Raw genomic sequence first — 17,995 nt, 5'->3', positions numbered from 1 at the left:
GGACATCGTGGTGTCCGTGCGCGCACGCACGGCCGGTGCTTAGGGGTTCGTTCGTCGACACGCCGCCGTTCACTCGGTCGCTAGCGCGTCGACGAGTGACTCTAGCGAATACGACGACAGCGCCCGTGCATCGTCGTACAGCGTCTCGATGACGTACGTCGAATTCGTCCGCTCGACGGCCGGAATCCGCTCGAACTCTCGGAGGAGTCGCCCGACAGCCTGGTCGTCGGGGAGGTGTGCGATCGCCACGAAGTCCGTCTCTCCCATCGTCGACAGGAGCGTCGTCACGCCTTCGAGTTCGGCGATGGTCGCCGCGACGTCGTCGTGTTCGCCCGCGTAGTCGGCCAGCACCTCCACCAGCACCGTCACGCCCAACCCGAGTTCGTCGAGGTCAATATCGTACAGATCGTTGGCGATGATACCGGCTTCGCGGAGATTGTTCAGGCGGTAGTGGATCGTCGACACTGGGATGTCCGTCTCTTCGTTGATCCGTTCGGGACTTCCGGTTCCCAGATCCGCGATGGCCTTCAAGATCCGAAGGTCGCGCTCGTCCATACGTGTCCTCCCGAGGGCGAGCGTGATAGTTCCAGTCCTCTCTCATCCTCTGACGATGTGTCGAACTACTTTCAACCATCTCGGTGAATGTGGTGTACATCTATTACAGTTCCACATTTAGTTAGAAGTATATTTAACACACGAGCTAATATGCCGATCTGGTTTCAATGAAATTCGACTCTATTTGGAGAGACGTTCCATATTCGGCGGTGCTGTTCGTCGTGCTCGCAACGCTGTGGGGTGGCTCGTTCGTCGCTATCGAGGCAGGGGTGAGTCGGTGGCCACCGTTGCTGTTCGCTGCGGTCAGGTACGATCTCGCGGGCGCAGTGATCCTCGTCGCTGCCGTGTTCCGAGGCTCCCAGTGGCGACCGACGACGCGAGACGACTTCGGCGCTATCGGCGTCGTCGCCGTCTTCGTCGTGTTCGCACACCACGCCCTGTTGTACGTGGGTCAACAGACCGTCCCCGGCCCGGTCGCGTCGGCGGTCGTCGCGCTCGCACCAGTCATCACGGCCGTCGTGGCACCGCTGCTCGTCAGCGACGAGGGCCTCTCCACGACCGGATACGCTGGTGTCGCGCTCGGGTTCGTCGGCGTCGTCGCCGTCACCGACCCCGGCGGCACCGGCGGCGTCGACGTCGCAGGCACGTCGCTGGTGTTCGGCGCGACCGTGGCGTTTGCGGTCGGGACGCTCCTGTTGCGTCGTACGAGCCCCGATATCGCTCCGACCGGGATGCAGGGCTGGGGGATGCTCGCTGGCGCAGCGCTGCTCCACGTCGGGAGTCGGGCGCTCGGGGAGCCACAGGTCGTGCCCACGTCGCCGACGGCGCTGGTCTCACTGTGGTTCCTCGTCCTCGGGCCGGGCGTCGTCGCGTTCCACGTGTACTTCCGCCTCCTCGACGACATCGGCGCGACGCGAACGACGCTCGTCGGCTACGTCGAACCGGCGGCGGCGGCCGCGCTGGCGTTCGTCCTGTTCGGCTACGTCCCGACCGACGCCGCGTTCGTCGGCTTCTCGTTGGTGGTCGTCTCGTTCGCACTGGTCGAAGGCGACGTGCTTCGTGGCGCGGCCGACGACGCCGTGTCCAGACTTCGAACGGCGTTACAGTAAGTCGAACCGCCGCACGCCATTTTGAAAGCCAGCCCTTGGTCGTACAGGGATCGTCCTACTGAGCACAACACAGCCGTATCTGTGCGGTAGGGAAACTCTCAAACTTGATTTTCTATTGAAGCAGCTGAATAACTTAGACGCTCAGCGTCCTCCTCTCAGGTATGAATGATTCGGATCCTTCGGCCAGCGACGACGGGACCGCCGGACTCGCGCGAATGGAGCGGTCGCTTCGCCGTGCACTTGCGGTGTCGGAGTCGGAGGAGGCGCGCTATCACATCCGCACAGCGTTACAGTTCGTCGACGTCGTTCGCGACGACGTGGACCCGCCACAACAGACCGAACTGGGCTCTGAACGACCGTGACTGTGCCCGTGTGTCCAGACGGTCCCGGGCTGTGAGTATGCTGGTTCCGACCGATCTCGACTGCTCGCCGGAGGCGACCGACCCTCGTTCACCGTGGCTCTCGGTGTCAGAACAACTCCTGTTGGTGTTCGACCGGATCGGTGTGGAGACGACCCGTGGACGGCCGGTGTTACAAGAGTCGCTCGACGCGGATGCACTCGACGCTATCGGATCGGGGTCGACGACGACGGTGTCGTTCGAGTTGTGGGACCACTGGGTCCGAATCACGCCGGACGTCATCGAGGTGTATCAGCTTCCGTCGTGAACGGTGCGTAGAGAAGAGGGATGGTGTGATAGCGGCCGTCGACCGGCCGCCGTATCTGGAGGGCACACCGAAACTGGAGGGTCGCAGTCCGTCGCGTCAGCGGGGCGCAGTCGGTCGGCGGTACGCCGACCGGTGTAGAGGGCCGTCAGGCGAGGTCGCCCAGGTCCTCCACCGAACTCCGGTCGATGACGATGAACGCGTCCTCGCGGAGCATCTCCTCGTCAGTCGGGAGGACGAGGACCTCCTTGCCCCCGCTCGTGGACGTCGGGATGAAGTCGAGCTCGACGAGCTCGTATCCCAGGTCGTCCTCTGGGTCCGGGTTCGGCGGTAGCTCCCGCCAGAGGTCCTCCACGGCTTGCGCCATTACAGCCCCCGCTCGACGGTGAAGGTCGCCTCCCCGTCGACGGTGACGCTGGTGATGTTCCCGCTGAAACGGTAGGCGTCGACGCCGGAGCCGACGAGGCCGATGACCTGCCCGTCCTGGGCAATGTCCTCGACGCGGTCCCAAGTGGTCCCGTCGTCCGTTGCGGAACTCGCGTCCGTGTCGCGGACGACGTCCCCGGAGACGGTGAACGTGTAGTTCGTCGGCCGGTCGTTACCGGAGCCATCGACGACGACGCGCTTCGTCATGTCCGTCGACGTGGAGCCATCGTCGGTCGACCCATCGTCAGTCGAGGAGCCGTCGTCCGTCGATTCGTCGTCAGTCGTCGACCCATCGTCGGTCGTGGAGCCATCGGACGTCGAGCCGTCGTCCGTTGTGGAACCGTCGTCGGTCGTCGAGCCGTCGTCGGTCGTAGAATCGTCCGACGTTGGCTCCTCGCCGACGAGTTCCGCCAGCGTCGTCGTCGTCCCGTCGAGCGAGACAGTCACGTCGTAGCCGCTGTCTTTGACGTAGTCGACGACCTCACCGTTGAAGCGGTAGGAGTCGAGTTCGCCCGGCATCAGGTTGCTCACCTGGATGGTCGAGGTGCCGTCGCTGTTGGCCGTGATGCTGTCTTCACCGGGTTCGGCCGTGTCGCCCAGCACTGCGTCGCCGGAGACGACGATGTCGAGGTCGAAGTCACCGGGCGTCGCGGAGGAGTCGACCGGGTTGTCCTCGCTGGCTTCGAGGACGAGCGTGTGGTCGTACTCCGCGGGGTCTGGTTCCTCCTCTTCCTCGGTCGTCGAGGTGCTGCCGGTGGACTTCTCGCCCCACGGGCCGATGCCCGAGCCGACACCCTCTGCCTCGTCGGCGACCGCGTAGCCCGTGATTTCCGACGGGAAGGGGAAGGTTACCTGCTTGTCGACGAGCCCGTTGCCGTCGTAGTCGGGCTCGATCCGGTCGCTGCCCGACCCGTGGAACGAGCAGTCCTCGATGGTCACGTCGGCCATCCCGTTACCCTTGTCGCGCACGAGGTCACGGTCGGTGTCGTTGTAGAACGCGCAGTTGCGGATGGTCACGTCCGAGTCCTCCGCGCCGTCGTGAATCTCGATGAGGTCGGCCGCGCCGTCCACGTCGAGGTAGATGAAGTAACAGTTCTCGATGACGAACGTCCCCTTCTGACGCATCCGGATACCACGCGCGTTCGGGACGTTAGTATCGTCGTACTGTGGCTCTTGCGTCACCGCTATCAGGCAGTTGCGGATGTACGTGACCTCGTCCGGGTCGGACTCGCGGTGACCGATCCGGATGTTCGCGATGTTGTTGTTGATGGCCGCACAGTTCTCGTACGTCATCGGCATCTTGTCCGTGTACGCGCCGTTGTTGACCATCCACGCCCACGAGGAGTTCTTGATGGTCGCGCGGTCGCCGCCGTCTGGGTTGTAGAAACAGCGGTCCTCACTCTGCTGGCCGCCCTCCGGCCAGTGGAAGCCGTCGATGACCGCGCCGTCGGCGACGTCGATTCCGGACTTCGAGTCCTTGTTGTCGCCGCGGATGACGATGTTCTGGAACGTCCCAGAGATGTTCCCGTCCATCGTGCCGCCCTCCATATTCACGACGACGTCGCCGGGGTTGCCGCCGCCGATCAGTGCGTCGCCCGACCCGATGTCGAGGTCGTCGTCGTCCCAGGTGTACTCGCCCGGCGGGATCGTAACCTCACCCGAGGGCTCACTGAAGTCGCCAAAGTCACCCGCGGCCGAGGCCGCCTCGGTCGCGAGGACGCCTGCTCCGCCCATCGCGGCGAACGCGCCGACCCCCTTCAGGAAGGTCCGCCGGCCCGCAGCCGCGTTCTGGTCTTCGTCGGTAGGCTCTCCATTCTGTTCCTCATCCCCTGTATGGCTGTTTGCCATACTTCGAAAGTCGAGCATACCTAAAAGTAGACTCCGACAAGTTCGCCACAGAACGGCGGTAGGTTACAGCTAATTGCCTGCGATCGAGAGTACGTTCTCCATATCGTACGTTTCGATAATGTACAGAATAATTCCCAAATAAATATCAATTAAATTACTACGCGTAGGGTGGGATTTCAATTGAGTAAGGTGACTGGTGCGTTCGGTAAGAAACGACGTTCAAGCAGTAGGCTTCTGTGAGCGAATCGGAGGGGCTCCCCAGACTGCATACGCTGCGCTCGTTCCGCTGCGTCGGGCCGAATCCTGGATCCGGCGATATCGCCGTTCCCTGGGCGTCGTACGACTAGTAGGCCCTCTCTCACGAGCGGTAGGATCGCTGAGTAGCTATGATGGGTCACCGTACTTGCTGGAAGGGTGAGGGGGCAGCTATCGGTTAGTACAACCTCGAGCCGCCGGTTTTGGCCGCTTATAACAAAGCCCGTTCCTCGAGTGCCACTCTGTGTGAGTGACAGAGATCCTTCCCGAATGCGGACTCTCCTCGTTGGCCTCGACGGGGTCTGTCTCCCGGTCTTGGAACCATTGTTTGCAGACGGAGTCGTGCCGACGCTGGAGTCGGTGTTCGCCGACGGCGTCGTCGGCGATTTGGACTCCCAGCTTCCACCGTGGACTCCCAGCGCGTGGCCATCGTTGTACACCGGAGTTAACCCTGGTAAGCACGGCGTATTCGACTTCCTCTCGTTCGACGGCTACGACTGGTCGCTCGTCGACCGCAGCGACGTCCACGAACACGCCATCTGGGAACTGCTCGACCAACGCGGACTGACGAGCGTCGTCGTCAACGTCCCCGTGACCAGCCCTGCACGTCCCTTCGACGGGGCGCTCGTCCCTGGCTACGTCTCGCCCGAAGAGCCTGCGTGCCACCCTGAGGGACTGCTCGACGACCTCCGCGAGGAGATTGGTGAGTATCGAGTATACGCGCCCGCGCACGAGAGCGATGAGGAAGCGATTGACTGGTATGACCGACTCATTCGGATGCGCGGGGCCGCGTTCCGCCACCTGTGTGCGGAGTACGACCCGCACTTCGGATTCGTCCAGTTCCAGCAAACGGACACCGTGTTCCACGAACGGCCGGAAGACGACGAGGCCGTTCGGACGGTCTTCAGCGCCGTCGACGACGAACTCGCGACGATCATCGAGGAGTGCGACCCCGACACGATAATCATCGCCAGCGACCACGGTATCGGACCGATTACCAGCGGCGAGTTCCGTGTTAACACGTTTCTCCGCGACCAAGAGTTCGTGCGGACGACGACCGGCGAGGGTGGGATGCCCTCGTGGGGGTCGCTCGCCCGTGAAGGTGGCGACACCGCGACGCTTGCACAGCGCGTCGTCCAGGGGGCGTCCGCCATTGGGTTGACGAGCCAACGGATCGGTCGCTTGCTCGAAGCACTTCGATTAGACGACTTCGTCTTACAACACGTCTCCAAGGAGACGGTCCACGCCGCGACCGAGCGAGTCGACTTCCCCGCCTCAACGGCGTATATGCGCTCGCGCACGGAACTTGGTGTTCGGATCAACAAGGCCGGACGCGACCCGGAGGGCGTCGTCTCTCCGAGCGAGTTCCCCTCCGTTCGCGACGACCTTATCGCCGCGCTCGAAGCGGCCCGCACGCCCGACGGCGATCCGGTGTTTTCAGCCGTACTCCCGAGCGAAGAGGTGTATGAGGGTCCGTTCGTTGATGAGACAGTTGACATCGTCACCGTCCCAGCTGACTTCGACGTGTACCTCTCAGCGGCCATCCGCGACGACGCGTTCGGCCCGACAAGTCAGGCATGGAACCACAAGCCGACGGGTATCGTCGCGATGACCGGCCTCGGCGTCGACCCGTCGATCCCCCTCGGCGAGGCACACCTGTTCGACATCGCACCGACCGTCCTCTCCTCGCTCGGCGTCCCGCCCAGCGACCGGATGGACGGCGAGACGCTCGCTCCGGTGTCGTCGGTCGAACCCATCGAGTACGCGCCGTTCACGACGCGAGACGTCGAGGCCGCCGATACGGAGGCGGTCCGTGCGCATCTCTCGAACCTTGGGTATCTGGAGGAGGAGCAATGAGCATCGAGATTCGCGTCGTCGAGGACGACGAGGAGTGGAACAGCTACCTCGACCACGCGGCGACGCCGACGCCGTTCCACTACGCAGAGGCGCTGGACGTGTTGGCGTCGGCCGCTGACGCCCGACTCCACCGGCTTGCGGGCTTCAAAGGGCAGGAACCCGTCGGCGTGTTCCCGCTGTTCGAGATGGATCGCGGCCCGGTCACCGGCGTCTTCTCGCCGCCGCCTGACCTGAAGATCCCGTATCTCGGCCCGTCGCTCGTCGTCCGTGGTGACGCACCGAAGCGCCGCCGTCTCGACCGCCAACACCACGACTTCGTCGACGAGGCGATCGCGCACATCTCGACGAGGATCGACCCAGCACTCGTGCAGATCCGTACCGCGCCCGGCTACGACGACGTCCGCCCGTTCTCGTGGGCGTCCTACGAGGCGGACCCGCGCTACACGTATGTCGTCGACCTGTCGAAGTCTCCCGACGAACTGCTCAGCGGATTCAGTTCCGATGCCCGGCGTAATATCACCGACGACCACGACGTCGACTACGAGATCGTCGAGGGCGACGCCGACGACATCCGACAAATCGTCGAACAGACCGCCGACCGCCACGCTGAGCAAGACGAACCGTTCCCCGTCACAGCGGCGTTCGTCATCGACCTCTACGAGGCGTTACCCGAGGGCGTGGTCCGACCGCTCGTCTGTCGGATCGACGGCGAGACTGTCGCTGGAACGATCTGTATGGAAGGGTGGAACACGTCGATCCGCTGGCTGGGATCGGCAAAGCCGTCATGTGATCTCCCGGCGAACGATTTGCTCGATTGGGCCGCCTGCCAGGGTGCCGCCGAACGCGGCCTCACGGCGTTCGACCTCGCGGGCGCGAACAATCCACGCCTCGCGGAGTACAAAGCGAAGTTCGCACCGGAGTTGGTTCCGTACTACCGACTCAAGACCTCCTCGCGAACGATGGACGTCGCCGTTTCGCTGTACAACAAACTCCGCTGAAGCGACGAGTCGGCGTGTCAGTCTGTTTTGATCGCGAGCGTCCCGGTCGACGAGAGATGCACTGTCACGTCCGCGTACTCGAACGTGATGTCGACGGACGCGTCGGTGTTGGTGAGAAGCGTGTCTAACGCGTCCCCGTCGATGGCGTCGTTGAACACTGGGAGTTCAGACTGCTCCGTCTCGGTTGCATCAGCCACAGCGACGACGGCGGCGGTACTGGGACGGTCGTACGCTCCCCAGTCCGTTCGATAGCCGAAGTCGTCGATTCGTGTCCCCCCGACGAGTACTCGTTCGTTCGTCATAGCTGTGAACTCAATCTATCTCACAAATCAACTACTCATTGATAAGAACTACGAATTATTTATTTGTACTATCGAATTGCTGAAAATTCGAGCTATATCGAAACCACCGATAAGCCGAGCTCAGTCGACTGGGTAACGCAATTTCAGAAGTATGATGGTATTACCTATCAGAATTCGAAGATACACAAATATATTTGGTAGCTGTTTTATATACCCGAGTCGTCAGCGAATTCCTCGTCGACCGCGCTCAGGTCGACTGCCAGCGCACGCGGGCCGACGAGGTCGACGCCGTACGCGTTCGCGGTGGCGACGGCACTGTCTTCGAACCCGGCGACGGATACAGCGACCGCTCCAGTCGCCGACTGCGTGCGCATCAACTCGACGGTCTCACGGATGAACAGTGCCGTCGCCGCCGTCTCGCCGGTTCTGACGCGGAGGAGCCGTCGGCTGTCGCCAGCGTCGGCCGACCGGGTCGCGAGGAGTGTATCCACTCGAACACTGGTGTCGACCTCCCATCCCGACGACTGCCACAGGGTCGCCACTAGCTCTCTGAGCTGATCGGTCGATGCCGCTTGCAGACGGGCGATGTCAGGCGACCCCCCCGGTGAGACCTCTCGGTCGCCGCCGGTCATCGCGTCTCGGACACCAGCCGTGAGACGGTTCTGCTCAGCTCCAGGTGGTTAACTCCCATTCCCCCTCCGATGACGTGCGACTGTCGCCCGCCGGACTCTCGTCGAGGTCGGCGGCACGTGAACAGGCGATACAGCGGTGGACGACGTTGCGGTTGTCTCCGAACACTCGTGCGAACTGTTCTGTCACGTGATTGCCGCAGGTCACACACTCTGGCATACCCACCACCCAACGCCGAACCATCATTGTTAGTTACTCCCGAACTCCCCGAAATCGAAGGATTCTGATCGATACTCACACGCAGTCGACGTCTCGAACGCTCGCCTCGGCGACGGGACAGGTGCGTTCCCCCGCCGCGTGTGTCGGTTCTCGTCAGTCTCGCAGTTCGGTGTCGGTACCTGCTTCTGTCACTACCACTGCGCTCGAACACGCCGTGTGGAACCACACATTGCGTCGAATGGACGGACAATAACAATGCCGTACCGACCCGCTTGACACGGTGTGAATACGAATCGCCGGGAGTTTCTCAAGCGACTGGCCATCCTCCCGGTCGCCGCCGGTACGGCGGGGTGCGGCGCACTCCCCGGCGGTGACCCGACGTCTGTCAGGACCGACCTCCCCGGTCGGAGCGAGAGTTCTCCAGACCCGGAGTCGACACCACAGCAGAGAACGATCGAGGAACTCGCACTCGAGTGGGGGTTCGACGGCGTCGTCGACTTACAGGAGGAGGGCGCCGACGCGACCGGGAGCGTCTCCATCGACGACATCCTCGAACGGCACGTTGGCGACGACGCCCTCGTGTTTCTCCCACGTGGTCGATATCTGATCGATGGAACCGTTGGGGCTGACGGCGTAGACCGAGTCGGCATTGTCGGCGACCGGGCTACCCTCGTTCCGCAGGACGGCAACGAAGATACGATACTCACGTTCGGGTGGCCCGACCCAGTCGGATCGGCACTCCTCTCAGGAGTCACGTTCGACTTCAACGCGGTAGATACCGGCGGCCGTCCGGTACAGATCGCCGCGAGCGACCGCCTCCTCATCGAGGACGTAGCCGTCTCCGGAGAGGCAGACGTACCACAAGACCTCTTCCGGGTCGACGTAACTGACCCGGACGGCGCCGGCGTCGTCCGGCGCCTCTACCTCCCCGACGGCGCACCGGGCGACACGAAGGTGACTGGCTGTGAGGTCGGCGACGAGAACCACGGCGAGTTGTCGTTCCTCGACTGTGAGATCGACGGCTTCCCCGACAACGGCCTGTACGCCAATCCGCCCGAAGGAACAGTCAACGTCATCGGCGGTCGGTATCTAAACAACGGCGTCGCCGGTGTCCGCATCGAAGTCGCCGAAGACGCGGTGATCCGCGGCGTCCACGTCCGCTGTGACGACGCCGAGGGCGGCGGCGAGAATATGCGCGGTATCCGCCTCCGCAATGGTCACTCCGTCCTCGTCGAGGACTGTTTCGTCGAGATGCTGGAAGTCACCTCCAGCGACGGCGCTATCACGTTCTCCTCCGAACTGGAGTCGGCGACGGTTCGCAACACGCTGATCCACGTCGACGCCGACGACGTGAACGCGCTCCGATTCAAGAACGCCTCCACCGAGGCCGCTCGTGCCGGCCCGTTCGTCTGTGAGGGAATCACGATCACTGGCTCTGCGGGCGAGGGAGCGGCCATCCAGGCCAGTGGTCGCGATAACGTCACCCTACGCAACATCTGTATGTACCAGCCCGGATTCGACCGCGACGGCATCCACGCCGACGACATCTCCGGCGAGTTCGTCGACTCGCACATCTCGGTCACGGGCTACCCGTTCGTCGTCCGGGACTCCTCGTTCCCCCGCCGCAACGTCGTCGTCCACGAGGACACCGAGAATCCGACCACCAATATGAACGGCTCGTGTGGTTCGACCGTCACGGAGAGTCGATTTCGGTGACCACCGTCGCAAACGACACGGCCTCCAGCGACGCGTCTCCCCAGGCGGCTGACGGCGACGAAGCGGCCCGAATGCGTGGCTACTACGACTCCGAGTCGTTCGTCGACTTCTACTCGCGACTACGCGCACGTGGACTGTTCTCTCGAGAGCGTCGAGCGATAGCCGACTACTTCCCTGCCGGCGGGCGCGTCCTCGACGTCGGCTGTGGCACGGGACGGACGACCGCGCCTCTGGCCGAGCAGGGATTCGACGTGGTCGGCGTCGACGTGAGTCGGCCGATGGTGACAGCGGCCGCGACGTACGGCGATGACGCGGCATACGCCGTCGCCGACGCCGCTACGCTTCCGTTCGCGAACGACTCCTTCGACGCCGTCCTGTTCTCGTTCAACGGCCTCGACGAACTCCGCCCGGCGGCCGCGCGTGACGCCGCACTCGCCGAGATTCGCCGCGTCCTCGTTCCCGACGGTGTGTTCGCGTTCGCGACGCGCAATCGGTTCCGGTGGCTGGTTCCGTTTCCACCGACGCCGCAACACCTCCGACGGCTCTGGCGCTACTGGACGCTCAACGGACTCGAGGCCAACTGGAGCACACCGTACAGACGTGACGTGACCACCCACTCGCCCAAGCGCGTCCACGTCACCGACCCGCGCACGCAGCGCCGTCGCCTCGACGCTCACGGCTTCCGAACCGTCGCGTTGTTGGGGCGCTCGGGACCCCTCTCGGCGTGGTTCGGACCGTCACTGTTCATTGTGGCGAAAACGGGCGCCTCGGGCGGTTAACACACTGATAACAGCCAGAAAACTCGTCCATAACAATGGTCGGAAGGATGCATCCGACTCGTAACCGCCACAAGCGGGGTTACGGAACAATGTCTCCACACATATCCACAGCACGGACCGGAGTGCGGCGACCCTCTAGGTTGGAGCAGGCTGGCTCCGGTGGGGGATCGAACTACCTGACCGACGGAGGTCAGCAATGACTGACGCGTACGGCTACGACGACGACGGCGACTACCACGCCTCGGAGGTCGATCCCGGCGCGACGCTGAAACGAGATGACGGCTCGAAGCCGCAGATCGGGGCAGACCCGACTATCCGCGAGGGAACGATCATCTACGGCGACGTCGTCGTCGGCGACCGGTTCACCACTGGCCACCACGCGCTGGTCCGCGAGGGAACCACCATCGGCGACGACGTCCTCGTGGGGACCAACTCGGTCCTCGACGGCGACTGCACCGTCGGCGACGGCGTCAGCATCCAGACGGGCGTGTACTGCCCCACCGGAACGACGCTCGGTGACCGAGTGTTCCTCGGTCCCCACGCCGTCTTGACGAACGACCCGTATCCGCTGCGGACCGAGGGCGAACTCACCGCCCCGACGCTCGAAGACGACGTCTCCGTCGGCGCGAACGCGACTATCCTCCCCGGCATCACCGTCGGTGAGGGAGCGTTCGTCGCCGCCAACGCCCTCGTCACGAAGGACGTCCCGCCGCGAACGCTCGCGGTCGGTTCGCCAGCAGAGTTCCGTCCGCTTCCGGAAGAACTCACGGGGGGGAACAGCCGGTGATCCAACTCGCTAACCCCGTGATCGGCGACCCCGAGCGCGAGGCCGTCCTCCGCGTGCTCGACTCCGGCCAACTAGCCGACGGCGACGAGGTTCGCGCGTTCGAACGCGAGTTCGCCACCTTCTGTGGCGCACCCCACGCGGTCGCCGCAACCAACGGGACGACCGCCCTGCACGCCGCCTTCGAGGGCCTCGAAATCGGCGAGGGCGATGCCGTCATCACGACGCCGTTCTCGTTCATCGCGAGCGCGAACTCCATCGCCCACGCGGGTGCGACGCCGGTGTTCGCCGACGTCGAGGAGACGACGCTCAACCTCGACCCCGACCGCGTGGCCGAAGTGCTCGAGGAACGCGACGACGTCGCCGCCATCCTCGCGGTCCACATCTACGGGATGCCTGCCGATATGGCTCCGCTGCGCGAACTCGCCGACGAGTACGACGTGTACCTCGTCGAGGACGCCGCACAGGCACACGGCGCGACCTACGAGGGGGAGACGGTCGGCAACCTCGCCGACGCCGCCTGCTTCTCGTTTTACCCGACGAAGAATATGACCTGCGGCGAGGGTGGGATGATCACCACCCGCCACGAGAAGGTCGCCGAACGTGCCGCTCGCTTCTGTGACCACGGACGGACGGTCGGCTACGAACACGGCTTCGTCGGCCACAACTTCCGGATGACGAGCCTCTGTGCCGGTATCGGCCGCGCGCAACTGACCCGTCTGCCGGAGTTCAACGAGGCCCGGCGTGCCAACGCGGCGTACCTGAACGACGCCCTCGCGGACGCGCCCGTCGAGACGCCGGTCGAACCGGAGAATCGAACCTCCGTGTACCACCAGTACACGGTGCGTTCGGACCACCGCGATCTCTTGCAGTCGCACCTCGCCGACCACGACGTCTCTTCGGCGGTGTACTATCCGCTGCCGATCCACCAGCAACCCGCCTACGATCACGTCGACGTCGAGATGGCCGTCGCAGAACGAGAGGCCGACCGCGTCCTCTCGTTGCCGGTCCACCCCGGCTTGTCGACGGACGACCTCGACCAAATCGCCGCGGCGGTACACGCGTTTGCCGACTCTGGCCGCGTACCGGAGACCGCGAGCGGGAGGATGGAGTCGTGAGCCTCGACAACGGATCGAGCGGCCACACCAGCGACGGGCCGATGCGCGTCGGCGTCGTCGGTACCGGCAGTATGGGGCGCAACCACGCCCGCGTCTACAGCGAACTCGCCGGCGCGGAACTCGTCGGCGTCGCCGACATGGATACCGAGTCGGCCGAACGCGTCGCGAGCGAGTACGGCACCACCGCCTACGACACCGCCGGACTCCTCGAAGTCGCTGACGCCGTCAGCATCGCCGTCCCGACCTCTGCACACGCACCGGTGTTGGAGCAGTGTATCGACGCGGGCGTCCACGCCCTCGTCGAGAAGCCGTTCGTGGACGACCTCGGCGTCGGCCGCGACCTCGCCGCCCGTGCCGCCCGTGAAGGCGTCACCGTCCAGGTTGGCCACGTCGAACGGTTCAACCCGGCGGTGCGCACGCTGATGCGGATCCTTCCGGATCTGGACGTCATCGCGGTCGACGCCCGCCGTCTCGGCCCCCCGGTCGACCGGAAACTCGACGGCACGGTCGTCTCTGACCTGATGATCCACGACATCGACGTGGTCAACGCGGTCGTCGGCGCTCGCCCGGGGATGCTCGGTGCGACCGGCGCGGCCGACGGCGACTACGCCACCGCCCAGTGCGTCTACGAGGACGGTACGGTCGCTACGTTCACCGCCAGTCGGATCACCCGGCAGAAGGTGCGGCGACTAGAGATCACCGCCAGCGAGTGTCTCGTCGTCGTCGACTACCTCGCGCAGACGGTCGAGATACACCGCAGCGAGATGCCCGCCTACGTCGAGGCCGACGGGATGATGCGCCACCGCACGGAGAGCGTCATCGAACGGCCGTTCGTCGAAACCGGCGAACCCCTGAAGGCGGAACTCGCGGCGTTCGTCGAGGCCGCCCGGGAAGGGACCGAGCCCCTCGTCACCGCCGAAGACGGCCTCGCAGCCGTCCAGTTCGCCCGACAGATCGAGAGCATCATCGGGATGGAAGACACGCTCGCGGCGACTCGCGAGGTGGGTTCGTGAGCGAACGCGCCGAACTGGCTCCCGGCCTCTACGGCAACGAACAGCCAGAAGCGCTCCAACGCGAGGCGTTCCGCGACGGGGAGTACCCCGTCGCCGTCTACGGCCTCGGGAAGATGGGCCTCCCCATCGCCGCCGTGTTCGGCGAGACGACCGGCGCGGTCACCGGCGTCGACATCGACGAGACGGTCGTCGACACCATCAACGAGGGCGGCTGTCACGTCAAGAACGAACCTGGTCTCGCGGACCTCGTCGGCGACCTCGTCGCTGACGGCGCACTTCGCGCGACGACAGACGCGGTGCAGGCGGCCAGAGACGCCCGCATCCACGTCGTCATCGTCCCGACGCTCATCACCGAGGACGACGAACCCGACACCTCCGTCGTCACGAGCGTCGTCCGCAACATCGCGCGCGGCCTCTCGCCGGGCGATCTGGTCTGCATCGAGTCGACGCTCCCGCCGCGGACCTGCCGCGACGTGCTCGGACCGCTCCTCCGCTACGAGAGCGGCCTCGACTTCGACGACTTCGGACTAGCCTTCTGCCCCGAGCGCACATCCAGCGGACGCGCCCTCGCGGACGTCCGCGGGAGCCACCCGAAGGTCGTCGGCGGTATCAACGACGAGAGCACCCGCGCCGCGGCGCTAGTGTACGGCGAACTCGTCGACAACGAGGTCATCACCGTCTCGGACACGACCACCGCAGAGGCGGTCAAGGTGTTCGAGGGGTTGTACCGCGACGTCAACATCGCGCTGGCGAACGAACTCGCCCGGTTCACCGAGGAACTCGACATCGACGTGCGCGAGGCCATCGAGGTGGCGAACACCCAGCCGTACTGCGACATCCACACGCCCGGCCCCGGCGTCGGCGGCCACTGCATCCCGTACTACCCGTACTTCGTGCTCAACTGGCTGGAGACGCCCGCACCCCTCCTCGCGACCGCCCGCGAGGTCAACGACGCCACGCCCGACCACGTCGCCGGCATCGTCGCCGGCAAACTCGACGACCGTGGCCTCGACCTCTCGGGAGCGACAGTCGTCGTCCTCGGGTTGACCTACCGCGCAGGCGTCGCAGAGACGCGTGCGAGTCCGGCCATCGACATCTGTCGGTCGCTCGCCTCGCGCGGTGCGACGGTGTACGCCAGCGACCCACTCGTCGACGCCGAGGGCGTCCCCGCGACGTGGGTCCACCCCGACGAGGTGTCGAGCATCGACGCCGACGCGGTGGTGCTCGCGACCGCGCACGAGGAGTTCGACGCCATCGACTGGCGGGCGTTCCCCGAGGAGACGACCGTAATCGACACGCGCGACGTCCTCGACGCCAGCCGAATCGGCCGACCCGTCTACGTGGTCGGCAGAGGTGACTGATGGGTGACGACTTCACCACCGACGCGTACGAGGGCCTCCTCGATGCGGCCGCCGAGGCCGGCTACGAGTTCCTCACCGTCGCCGATTACCTCGCGGCCGACGCCGAGGACCGCCCCGACCGCTACCTGATCCTCCGCCACGACGTGGACCGGAAGGTGCAAAACGCCGTCAAGATGGCCCGCATCGAGGCCGACCGCGGCGTACGGGCGACGTACTACGTGCGCACGTCGACGTTCGATCCCGAGTTCGTGCGCCTGTTGGAGTCGCTCGGCCACGAGGTCGGCTACCACTACGAGGACTTCGTCCGTAGCGACGGTGATCTGGAGGCTGCACACGAGCGGTTCGCGCGCAACCTCTCGATGTTCCGCCGCTACTGCGAGGTGGACACGGTGTGTATGCACGGCAACCCCCTGTCTCCGCACGACAACCGCACGATGTGGACCGACGACGACGCGCCCGACTTCGACGAGTACGACCTGCTCGGCGAGGCGTACCTCTCGATGGACTTCGTCGACGTGACGTACTTCTCGGACACGGGGCGCACCTGGCTCGACGGCCCCCTCAAGATCAAAGACTACACCGTCGGCGCCAGCGAGAAAGCGGTCTCTGCGGCCCGGACCGCCGACCTCGCGGCTCTCCTCCGGTCGACTGCCTTCGACCGAGGCTGCCTGCTCGTCCACCCCGAGCGGTGGGCCGACTCGATGCCCGAACTGCTACTCGAACGAACGAAGGACCACGCGATTAACGCCGTGAAGCGCGGCTTGCGCCTGGTCCGCCCCCCCACGACAATCTCATGACAACGATCACTATCGGACTCGACGGTGCGAACTGGGACCTGATCGGCGATTGGCTCGCCGACGGCGACCTCCCCAACCTCCAGCGACTCATCGACGACGGCGTCGGTGGCGTCTCACAGAGTTGCCTGCCCCCGCTGACGGTCCCCAACTGGAAGTGCTACGCGACTGGCAAGAACCCCGGCAAACTCGGTGTGTACCGGTTCGACCGGATCGACACGCGAAACCGCAAACACGTCTTCCACGACGCGACCGACTTCAAAAGCGCGGAACTGTGGGACTACCTCAACGACGAGGGGATGACTGCTGGCGTCATCAACAAGCCGTCGACGTACCCGCCGAAGCAACTCGACGGCTTCATGGTCGCGGGCGGCCCCGACGCCTCCGAGACGGAGTACCGCTCGCTCAAGCGCGGCTTCGCGACGCCCCCTGAAGTGGAGGAGTTCCTTCGTGAGGAACTCGACTACCAGGTCCACCCGACGCCGATGATCTCGCCCAGCGAGAAGGGTCCCAAAGAGATCGAGGCCGTCCTCGATCTGGTCGACCTCCGCTTCACCGCCGCGAAGGCGCTGTTGGAGCGTGAGGACCCCGACTTCCTCCACCTCACGGTGTTCTACAGCATGGCGCTGCAGCACTACTTCTACGACGAGGAACCGGTGTACGAGGCGTGGCAGCGGATCGACCGCCACCTCGGCGACCTCCTCGATCAGGGCCACGACATCCTGATTATGTCCGACCACGGAACCTGCTACGTCGAGACAGTGTTCTACATCAACGTCTGGCTCCAGCAGCAGGGCTACCTCTCGGTCGAGAAGAACATCGACGGCGTCCTCCGCAAGGCGGGTATCACCCGCGAGCGCGCGCTCTCGGTCGCCAAACGCCTGAATATGGTCGAGACGCTCAGCCGCGTCGTCCCCGAGGGTATCCAGAAGATGGTCCCGTGGGACGAGGGCGTCAAGCGCGACCGCGTGCTCTCGATCCTCGACTGGGACGAGACGCGCGCCATCGCGAGCAACCAGGGGCCGATCTACCTCACGCTCGAACGCGACGACCCCGGCTACGAGGAACTGCGCACGGAACTCATCGAGAGCCTGGAGTCGCTTCGTCACCCCGACACCGGCGCACCCATCGTGAAGGCGGTGTACCGCGGCGAGGAGTACTACGACGGCCCGTACGTCGACAACGCGCCCGACCTGATCCTCGACCAGGGCGACAACGTCCACACGAGCGACGCTATCGGCCCGAGCGAGGCCATCAGCGACTCCGGCGTCTGGTTGGGCGGCAACATGCCCGACGGCGTGTTCCTGTTCTCCGGCCCCAGTTTCCGCTCGGAGGGACTGACGCAGGAGGCACGCATCGTCGACCTCGCGCCGACGCTGCTGCACACGATGGGCGCGGCCGTCCCCGAGGATATGGACGGCGAGGTGCTCGACGTGTTCGCACCCGACAGCGAGGCGGCGACGCGGACGGTCCGCACCCGTCGTGCACTCGACGACGACCGCACAGACGAGGAAGCCGACGACGCCGGGGTGGAAGACCGCCTCGCAGACCTCGGCTACCTGGAGTGA

19 protein-coding genes are annotated in these 17,995 nt (G+C 64.9%); 13 read left to right on the top strand and 6 right to left on the bottom strand.

What is annotated here, in order from left to right:
• Positions 1–69 precede the first annotated feature (69 nt).
• Positions 70–555: an Lrp/AsnC family transcriptional regulator gene (locus tag P0D77_RS17310; protein ID WP_277555970.1), complete on the bottom strand. Its 486-nt coding sequence runs from the start codon at positions 553–555 to the stop codon at positions 70–72.
• Between the two features lie 167 nt (positions 556–722).
• On the opposite strand from P0D77_RS17310, the gene P0D77_RS17305 reads away from it, so the two are divergent.
• The 3 genes from P0D77_RS17305 to P0D77_RS17295 all read left to right on the top strand — a co-directional run bounded on the left by P0D77_RS17305 (position 723) and on the right by P0D77_RS17295 (position 2,330).
• On the top strand, positions 723–1,664 hold the full coding sequence (locus P0D77_RS17305; RefSeq protein ID WP_277555969.1) for a DMT family transporter: 942 nt from the start codon (positions 723–725) through the stop codon (positions 1,662–1,664).
• 161 nt (positions 1,665–1,825) lie between these two features.
• The gene (locus tag P0D77_RS17300; protein ID WP_277555968.1) at positions 1,826–2,026 is read left to right on the top strand and encodes a hypothetical protein; all 201 of its coding nucleotides are present in this window, start codon (positions 1,826–1,828) and stop codon (positions 2,024–2,026) included.
• A 37-nt stretch (positions 2,027–2,063) separates the two neighbouring features.
• A complete protein-coding gene (locus P0D77_RS17295; RefSeq protein ID WP_277555967.1) occupies positions 2,064–2,330 on the top strand; it encodes a hypothetical protein in 267 nt (88 codons plus the stop codon).
• Between the two features lie 145 nt (positions 2,331–2,475).
• Here P0D77_RS17295 and P0D77_RS17290 read toward each other — a convergent pair whose 3' ends face one another.
• Both P0D77_RS17290 and P0D77_RS17285 read right to left on the bottom strand, forming a co-directional pair.
• The gene (locus P0D77_RS17290) at positions 2,476–2,694 is read right to left on the bottom strand and encodes a hypothetical protein (protein ID WP_277555966.1); all 219 of its coding nucleotides are present in this window, start codon (positions 2,692–2,694) and stop codon (positions 2,476–2,478) included.
• Positions 2,694–4,601, bottom strand: a complete 1,908-nt coding sequence (locus P0D77_RS17285) for a right-handed parallel beta-helix repeat-containing protein (RefSeq protein WP_277555964.1) — start codon at positions 4,599–4,601, stop codon at positions 2,694–2,696. The genes P0D77_RS17290 and P0D77_RS17285 overlap by 1 nt, the downstream gene beginning before the upstream one ends.
• Before the next feature lie 525 nt (positions 4,602–5,126).
• Between P0D77_RS17285 and P0D77_RS17280 the strand changes: the two genes are divergently transcribed.
• Positions 5,127–6,713 carry an alkaline phosphatase family protein gene (locus P0D77_RS17280; RefSeq protein ID WP_277555963.1) on the top strand — a complete coding sequence of 529 codons (1,587 nt, stop codon included), beginning with the start codon at positions 5,127–5,129 and terminating at the stop codon, positions 6,711–6,713.
• Positions 6,710–7,711 (top strand): lipid II:glycine glycyltransferase FemX, encoded by a 1,002-nt coding sequence (locus P0D77_RS17275; protein WP_277555962.1) that lies wholly within the window; start codon positions 6,710–6,712, stop codon positions 7,709–7,711. The genes P0D77_RS17280 and P0D77_RS17275 overlap by 4 nt, the downstream gene beginning before the upstream one ends.
• 17 nt (positions 7,712–7,728) lie before the next feature.
• Here P0D77_RS17275 and P0D77_RS17270 read toward each other — a convergent pair whose 3' ends face one another.
• The 3 genes from P0D77_RS17270 to P0D77_RS17260 all read right to left on the bottom strand — a co-directional run bounded on the left by P0D77_RS17270 (position 7,729) and on the right by P0D77_RS17260 (position 8,889).
• Positions 7,729–8,013: a HalOD1 output domain-containing protein gene (locus P0D77_RS17270; protein WP_277555961.1), complete on the bottom strand. Its 285-nt coding sequence runs from the start codon at positions 8,011–8,013 to the stop codon at positions 7,729–7,731.
• 206 nt (positions 8,014–8,219) lie between these two features.
• Positions 8,220–8,645, bottom strand: coding sequence for a restriction endonuclease (locus P0D77_RS17265; RefSeq protein ID WP_343218150.1), 426 nt, complete (start codon positions 8,643–8,645; stop codon positions 8,220–8,222).
• A 34-nt stretch (positions 8,646–8,679) separates the two neighbouring features.
• Positions 8,680–8,889 carry a DUF7563 family protein gene (locus P0D77_RS17260; RefSeq protein WP_432764860.1) on the bottom strand — a complete coding sequence of 70 codons (210 nt, stop codon included), beginning with the start codon at positions 8,887–8,889 and terminating at the stop codon, positions 8,680–8,682.
• A gap of 255 nt (positions 8,890–9,144) precedes the next feature.
• Between P0D77_RS17260 and P0D77_RS17255 the strand changes: the two genes are divergently transcribed.
• From P0D77_RS17255 to P0D77_RS17220, 8 genes are all read left to right on the top strand, one after another.
• Positions 9,145–10,578, top strand: a complete 1,434-nt coding sequence (locus tag P0D77_RS17255) for a twin-arginine translocation signal domain-containing protein (RefSeq protein ID WP_277555959.1) — start codon at positions 9,145–9,147, stop codon at positions 10,576–10,578.
• Positions 10,575–11,357, top strand: a complete 783-nt coding sequence (locus P0D77_RS17250; RefSeq protein WP_277555958.1) for a class I SAM-dependent methyltransferase — start codon at positions 10,575–10,577, stop codon at positions 11,355–11,357. Before P0D77_RS17255 ends, P0D77_RS17250 begins: the two co-directional genes overlap by 4 nt.
• Positions 11,358–11,553: 196 nt before the next feature.
• Positions 11,554–12,144 (top strand): acyltransferase, encoded by a 591-nt coding sequence (locus P0D77_RS17245; protein WP_277555957.1) that lies wholly within the window; start codon positions 11,554–11,556, stop codon positions 12,142–12,144.
• The gene (locus tag P0D77_RS17240; RefSeq protein WP_277555956.1) at positions 12,141–13,259 is read left to right on the top strand and encodes a DegT/DnrJ/EryC1/StrS family aminotransferase; all 1,119 of its coding nucleotides are present in this window, start codon (positions 12,141–12,143) and stop codon (positions 13,257–13,259) included. Before P0D77_RS17245 ends, P0D77_RS17240 begins: the two co-directional genes overlap by 4 nt.
• Positions 13,256–14,272, top strand: coding sequence for a Gfo/Idh/MocA family oxidoreductase (locus P0D77_RS17235; RefSeq protein WP_432764858.1), 1,017 nt, complete (start codon positions 13,256–13,258; stop codon positions 14,270–14,272). Before P0D77_RS17240 ends, P0D77_RS17235 begins: the two co-directional genes overlap by 4 nt.
• A complete protein-coding gene (locus tag P0D77_RS17230; protein ID WP_277555955.1) occupies positions 14,269–15,633 on the top strand; it encodes a nucleotide sugar dehydrogenase in 1,365 nt (454 codons plus the stop codon). The genes P0D77_RS17235 and P0D77_RS17230 overlap by 4 nt, the downstream gene beginning before the upstream one ends.
• Positions 15,633–16,430: a polysaccharide deacetylase family protein gene (locus P0D77_RS17225; RefSeq protein WP_277555954.1), complete on the top strand. Its 798-nt coding sequence runs from the start codon at positions 15,633–15,635 to the stop codon at positions 16,428–16,430. Before P0D77_RS17230 ends, P0D77_RS17225 begins: the two co-directional genes overlap by 1 nt.
• The gene (locus P0D77_RS17220; protein WP_277555953.1) at positions 16,427–17,995 is read left to right on the top strand and encodes an alkaline phosphatase family protein; all 1,569 of its coding nucleotides are present in this window, start codon (positions 16,427–16,429) and stop codon (positions 17,993–17,995) included. The genes P0D77_RS17225 and P0D77_RS17220 overlap by 4 nt, the downstream gene beginning before the upstream one ends.

Origin of the sequence: Halobaculum limi, assembly GCF_029490015.1 — an archaeon.
Taxonomy (GTDB): domain Archaea; phylum Halobacteriota; class Halobacteria; order Halobacteriales; family Haloferacaceae; genus Halobaculum; species Halobaculum limi.
This window is presented reverse-complemented; position numbering and strand designations above follow the sequence as displayed.

Excerpts from the sequence above, each read along its gene's own strand:
- P0D77_RS17295 (WP_277555967.1), top strand. The coding sequence starts at position 2,064 with ATGCTGGTTCCGACCGATCTCGACTGCTCGCCGGAGGCGACCGACCCT.
- P0D77_RS17265 (WP_343218150.1), bottom strand. The coding sequence starts at position 8,645 with ATGACCGGCGGCGACCGAGAGGTCTCACCGGGGGGGTCGCCTGACATC.
- P0D77_RS17300 (WP_277555968.1), top strand. The coding sequence starts at position 1,826 with ATGAATGATTCGGATCCTTCGGCCAGCGACGACGGGACCGCCGGACTC.
- P0D77_RS17285 (WP_277555964.1), bottom strand. The coding sequence starts at position 4,601 with ATGGCAAACAGCCATACAGGGGATGAGGAACAGAATGGAGAGCCTACC.
- P0D77_RS17260 (WP_432764860.1), bottom strand. The coding sequence starts at position 8,889 with ATGATGGTTCGGCGTTGGGTGGTGGGTATGCCAGAGTGTGTGACCTGC.
- P0D77_RS17270 (WP_277555961.1), bottom strand. The coding sequence starts at position 8,013 with ATGACGAACGAACGAGTACTCGTCGGGGGGACACGAATCGACGACTTC.
- P0D77_RS17245 (WP_277555957.1), top strand. The coding sequence starts at position 11,554 with ATGACTGACGCGTACGGCTACGACGACGACGGCGACTACCACGCCTCG.
- P0D77_RS17290 (WP_277555966.1), bottom strand. The coding sequence starts at position 2,694 with ATGGCGCAAGCCGTGGAGGACCTCTGGCGGGAGCTACCGCCGAACCCG.
- P0D77_RS17275 (WP_277555962.1), top strand. The coding sequence starts at position 6,710 with ATGAGCATCGAGATTCGCGTCGTCGAGGACGACGAGGAGTGGAACAGC.
- P0D77_RS17220 (WP_277555953.1), top strand. The coding sequence starts at position 16,427 with ATGACAACGATCACTATCGGACTCGACGGTGCGAACTGGGACCTGATC.
- P0D77_RS17305 (WP_277555969.1), top strand. The coding sequence starts at position 723 with ATGAAATTCGACTCTATTTGGAGAGACGTTCCATATTCGGCGGTGCTG.
- P0D77_RS17225 (WP_277555954.1), top strand. The coding sequence starts at position 15,633 with ATGGGTGACGACTTCACCACCGACGCGTACGAGGGCCTCCTCGATGCG.
- P0D77_RS17310 (WP_277555970.1), bottom strand. The coding sequence starts at position 555 with ATGGACGAGCGCGACCTTCGGATCTTGAAGGCCATCGCGGATCTGGGA.
- P0D77_RS17280 (WP_277555963.1), top strand. The coding sequence starts at position 5,127 with ATGCGGACTCTCCTCGTTGGCCTCGACGGGGTCTGTCTCCCGGTCTTG.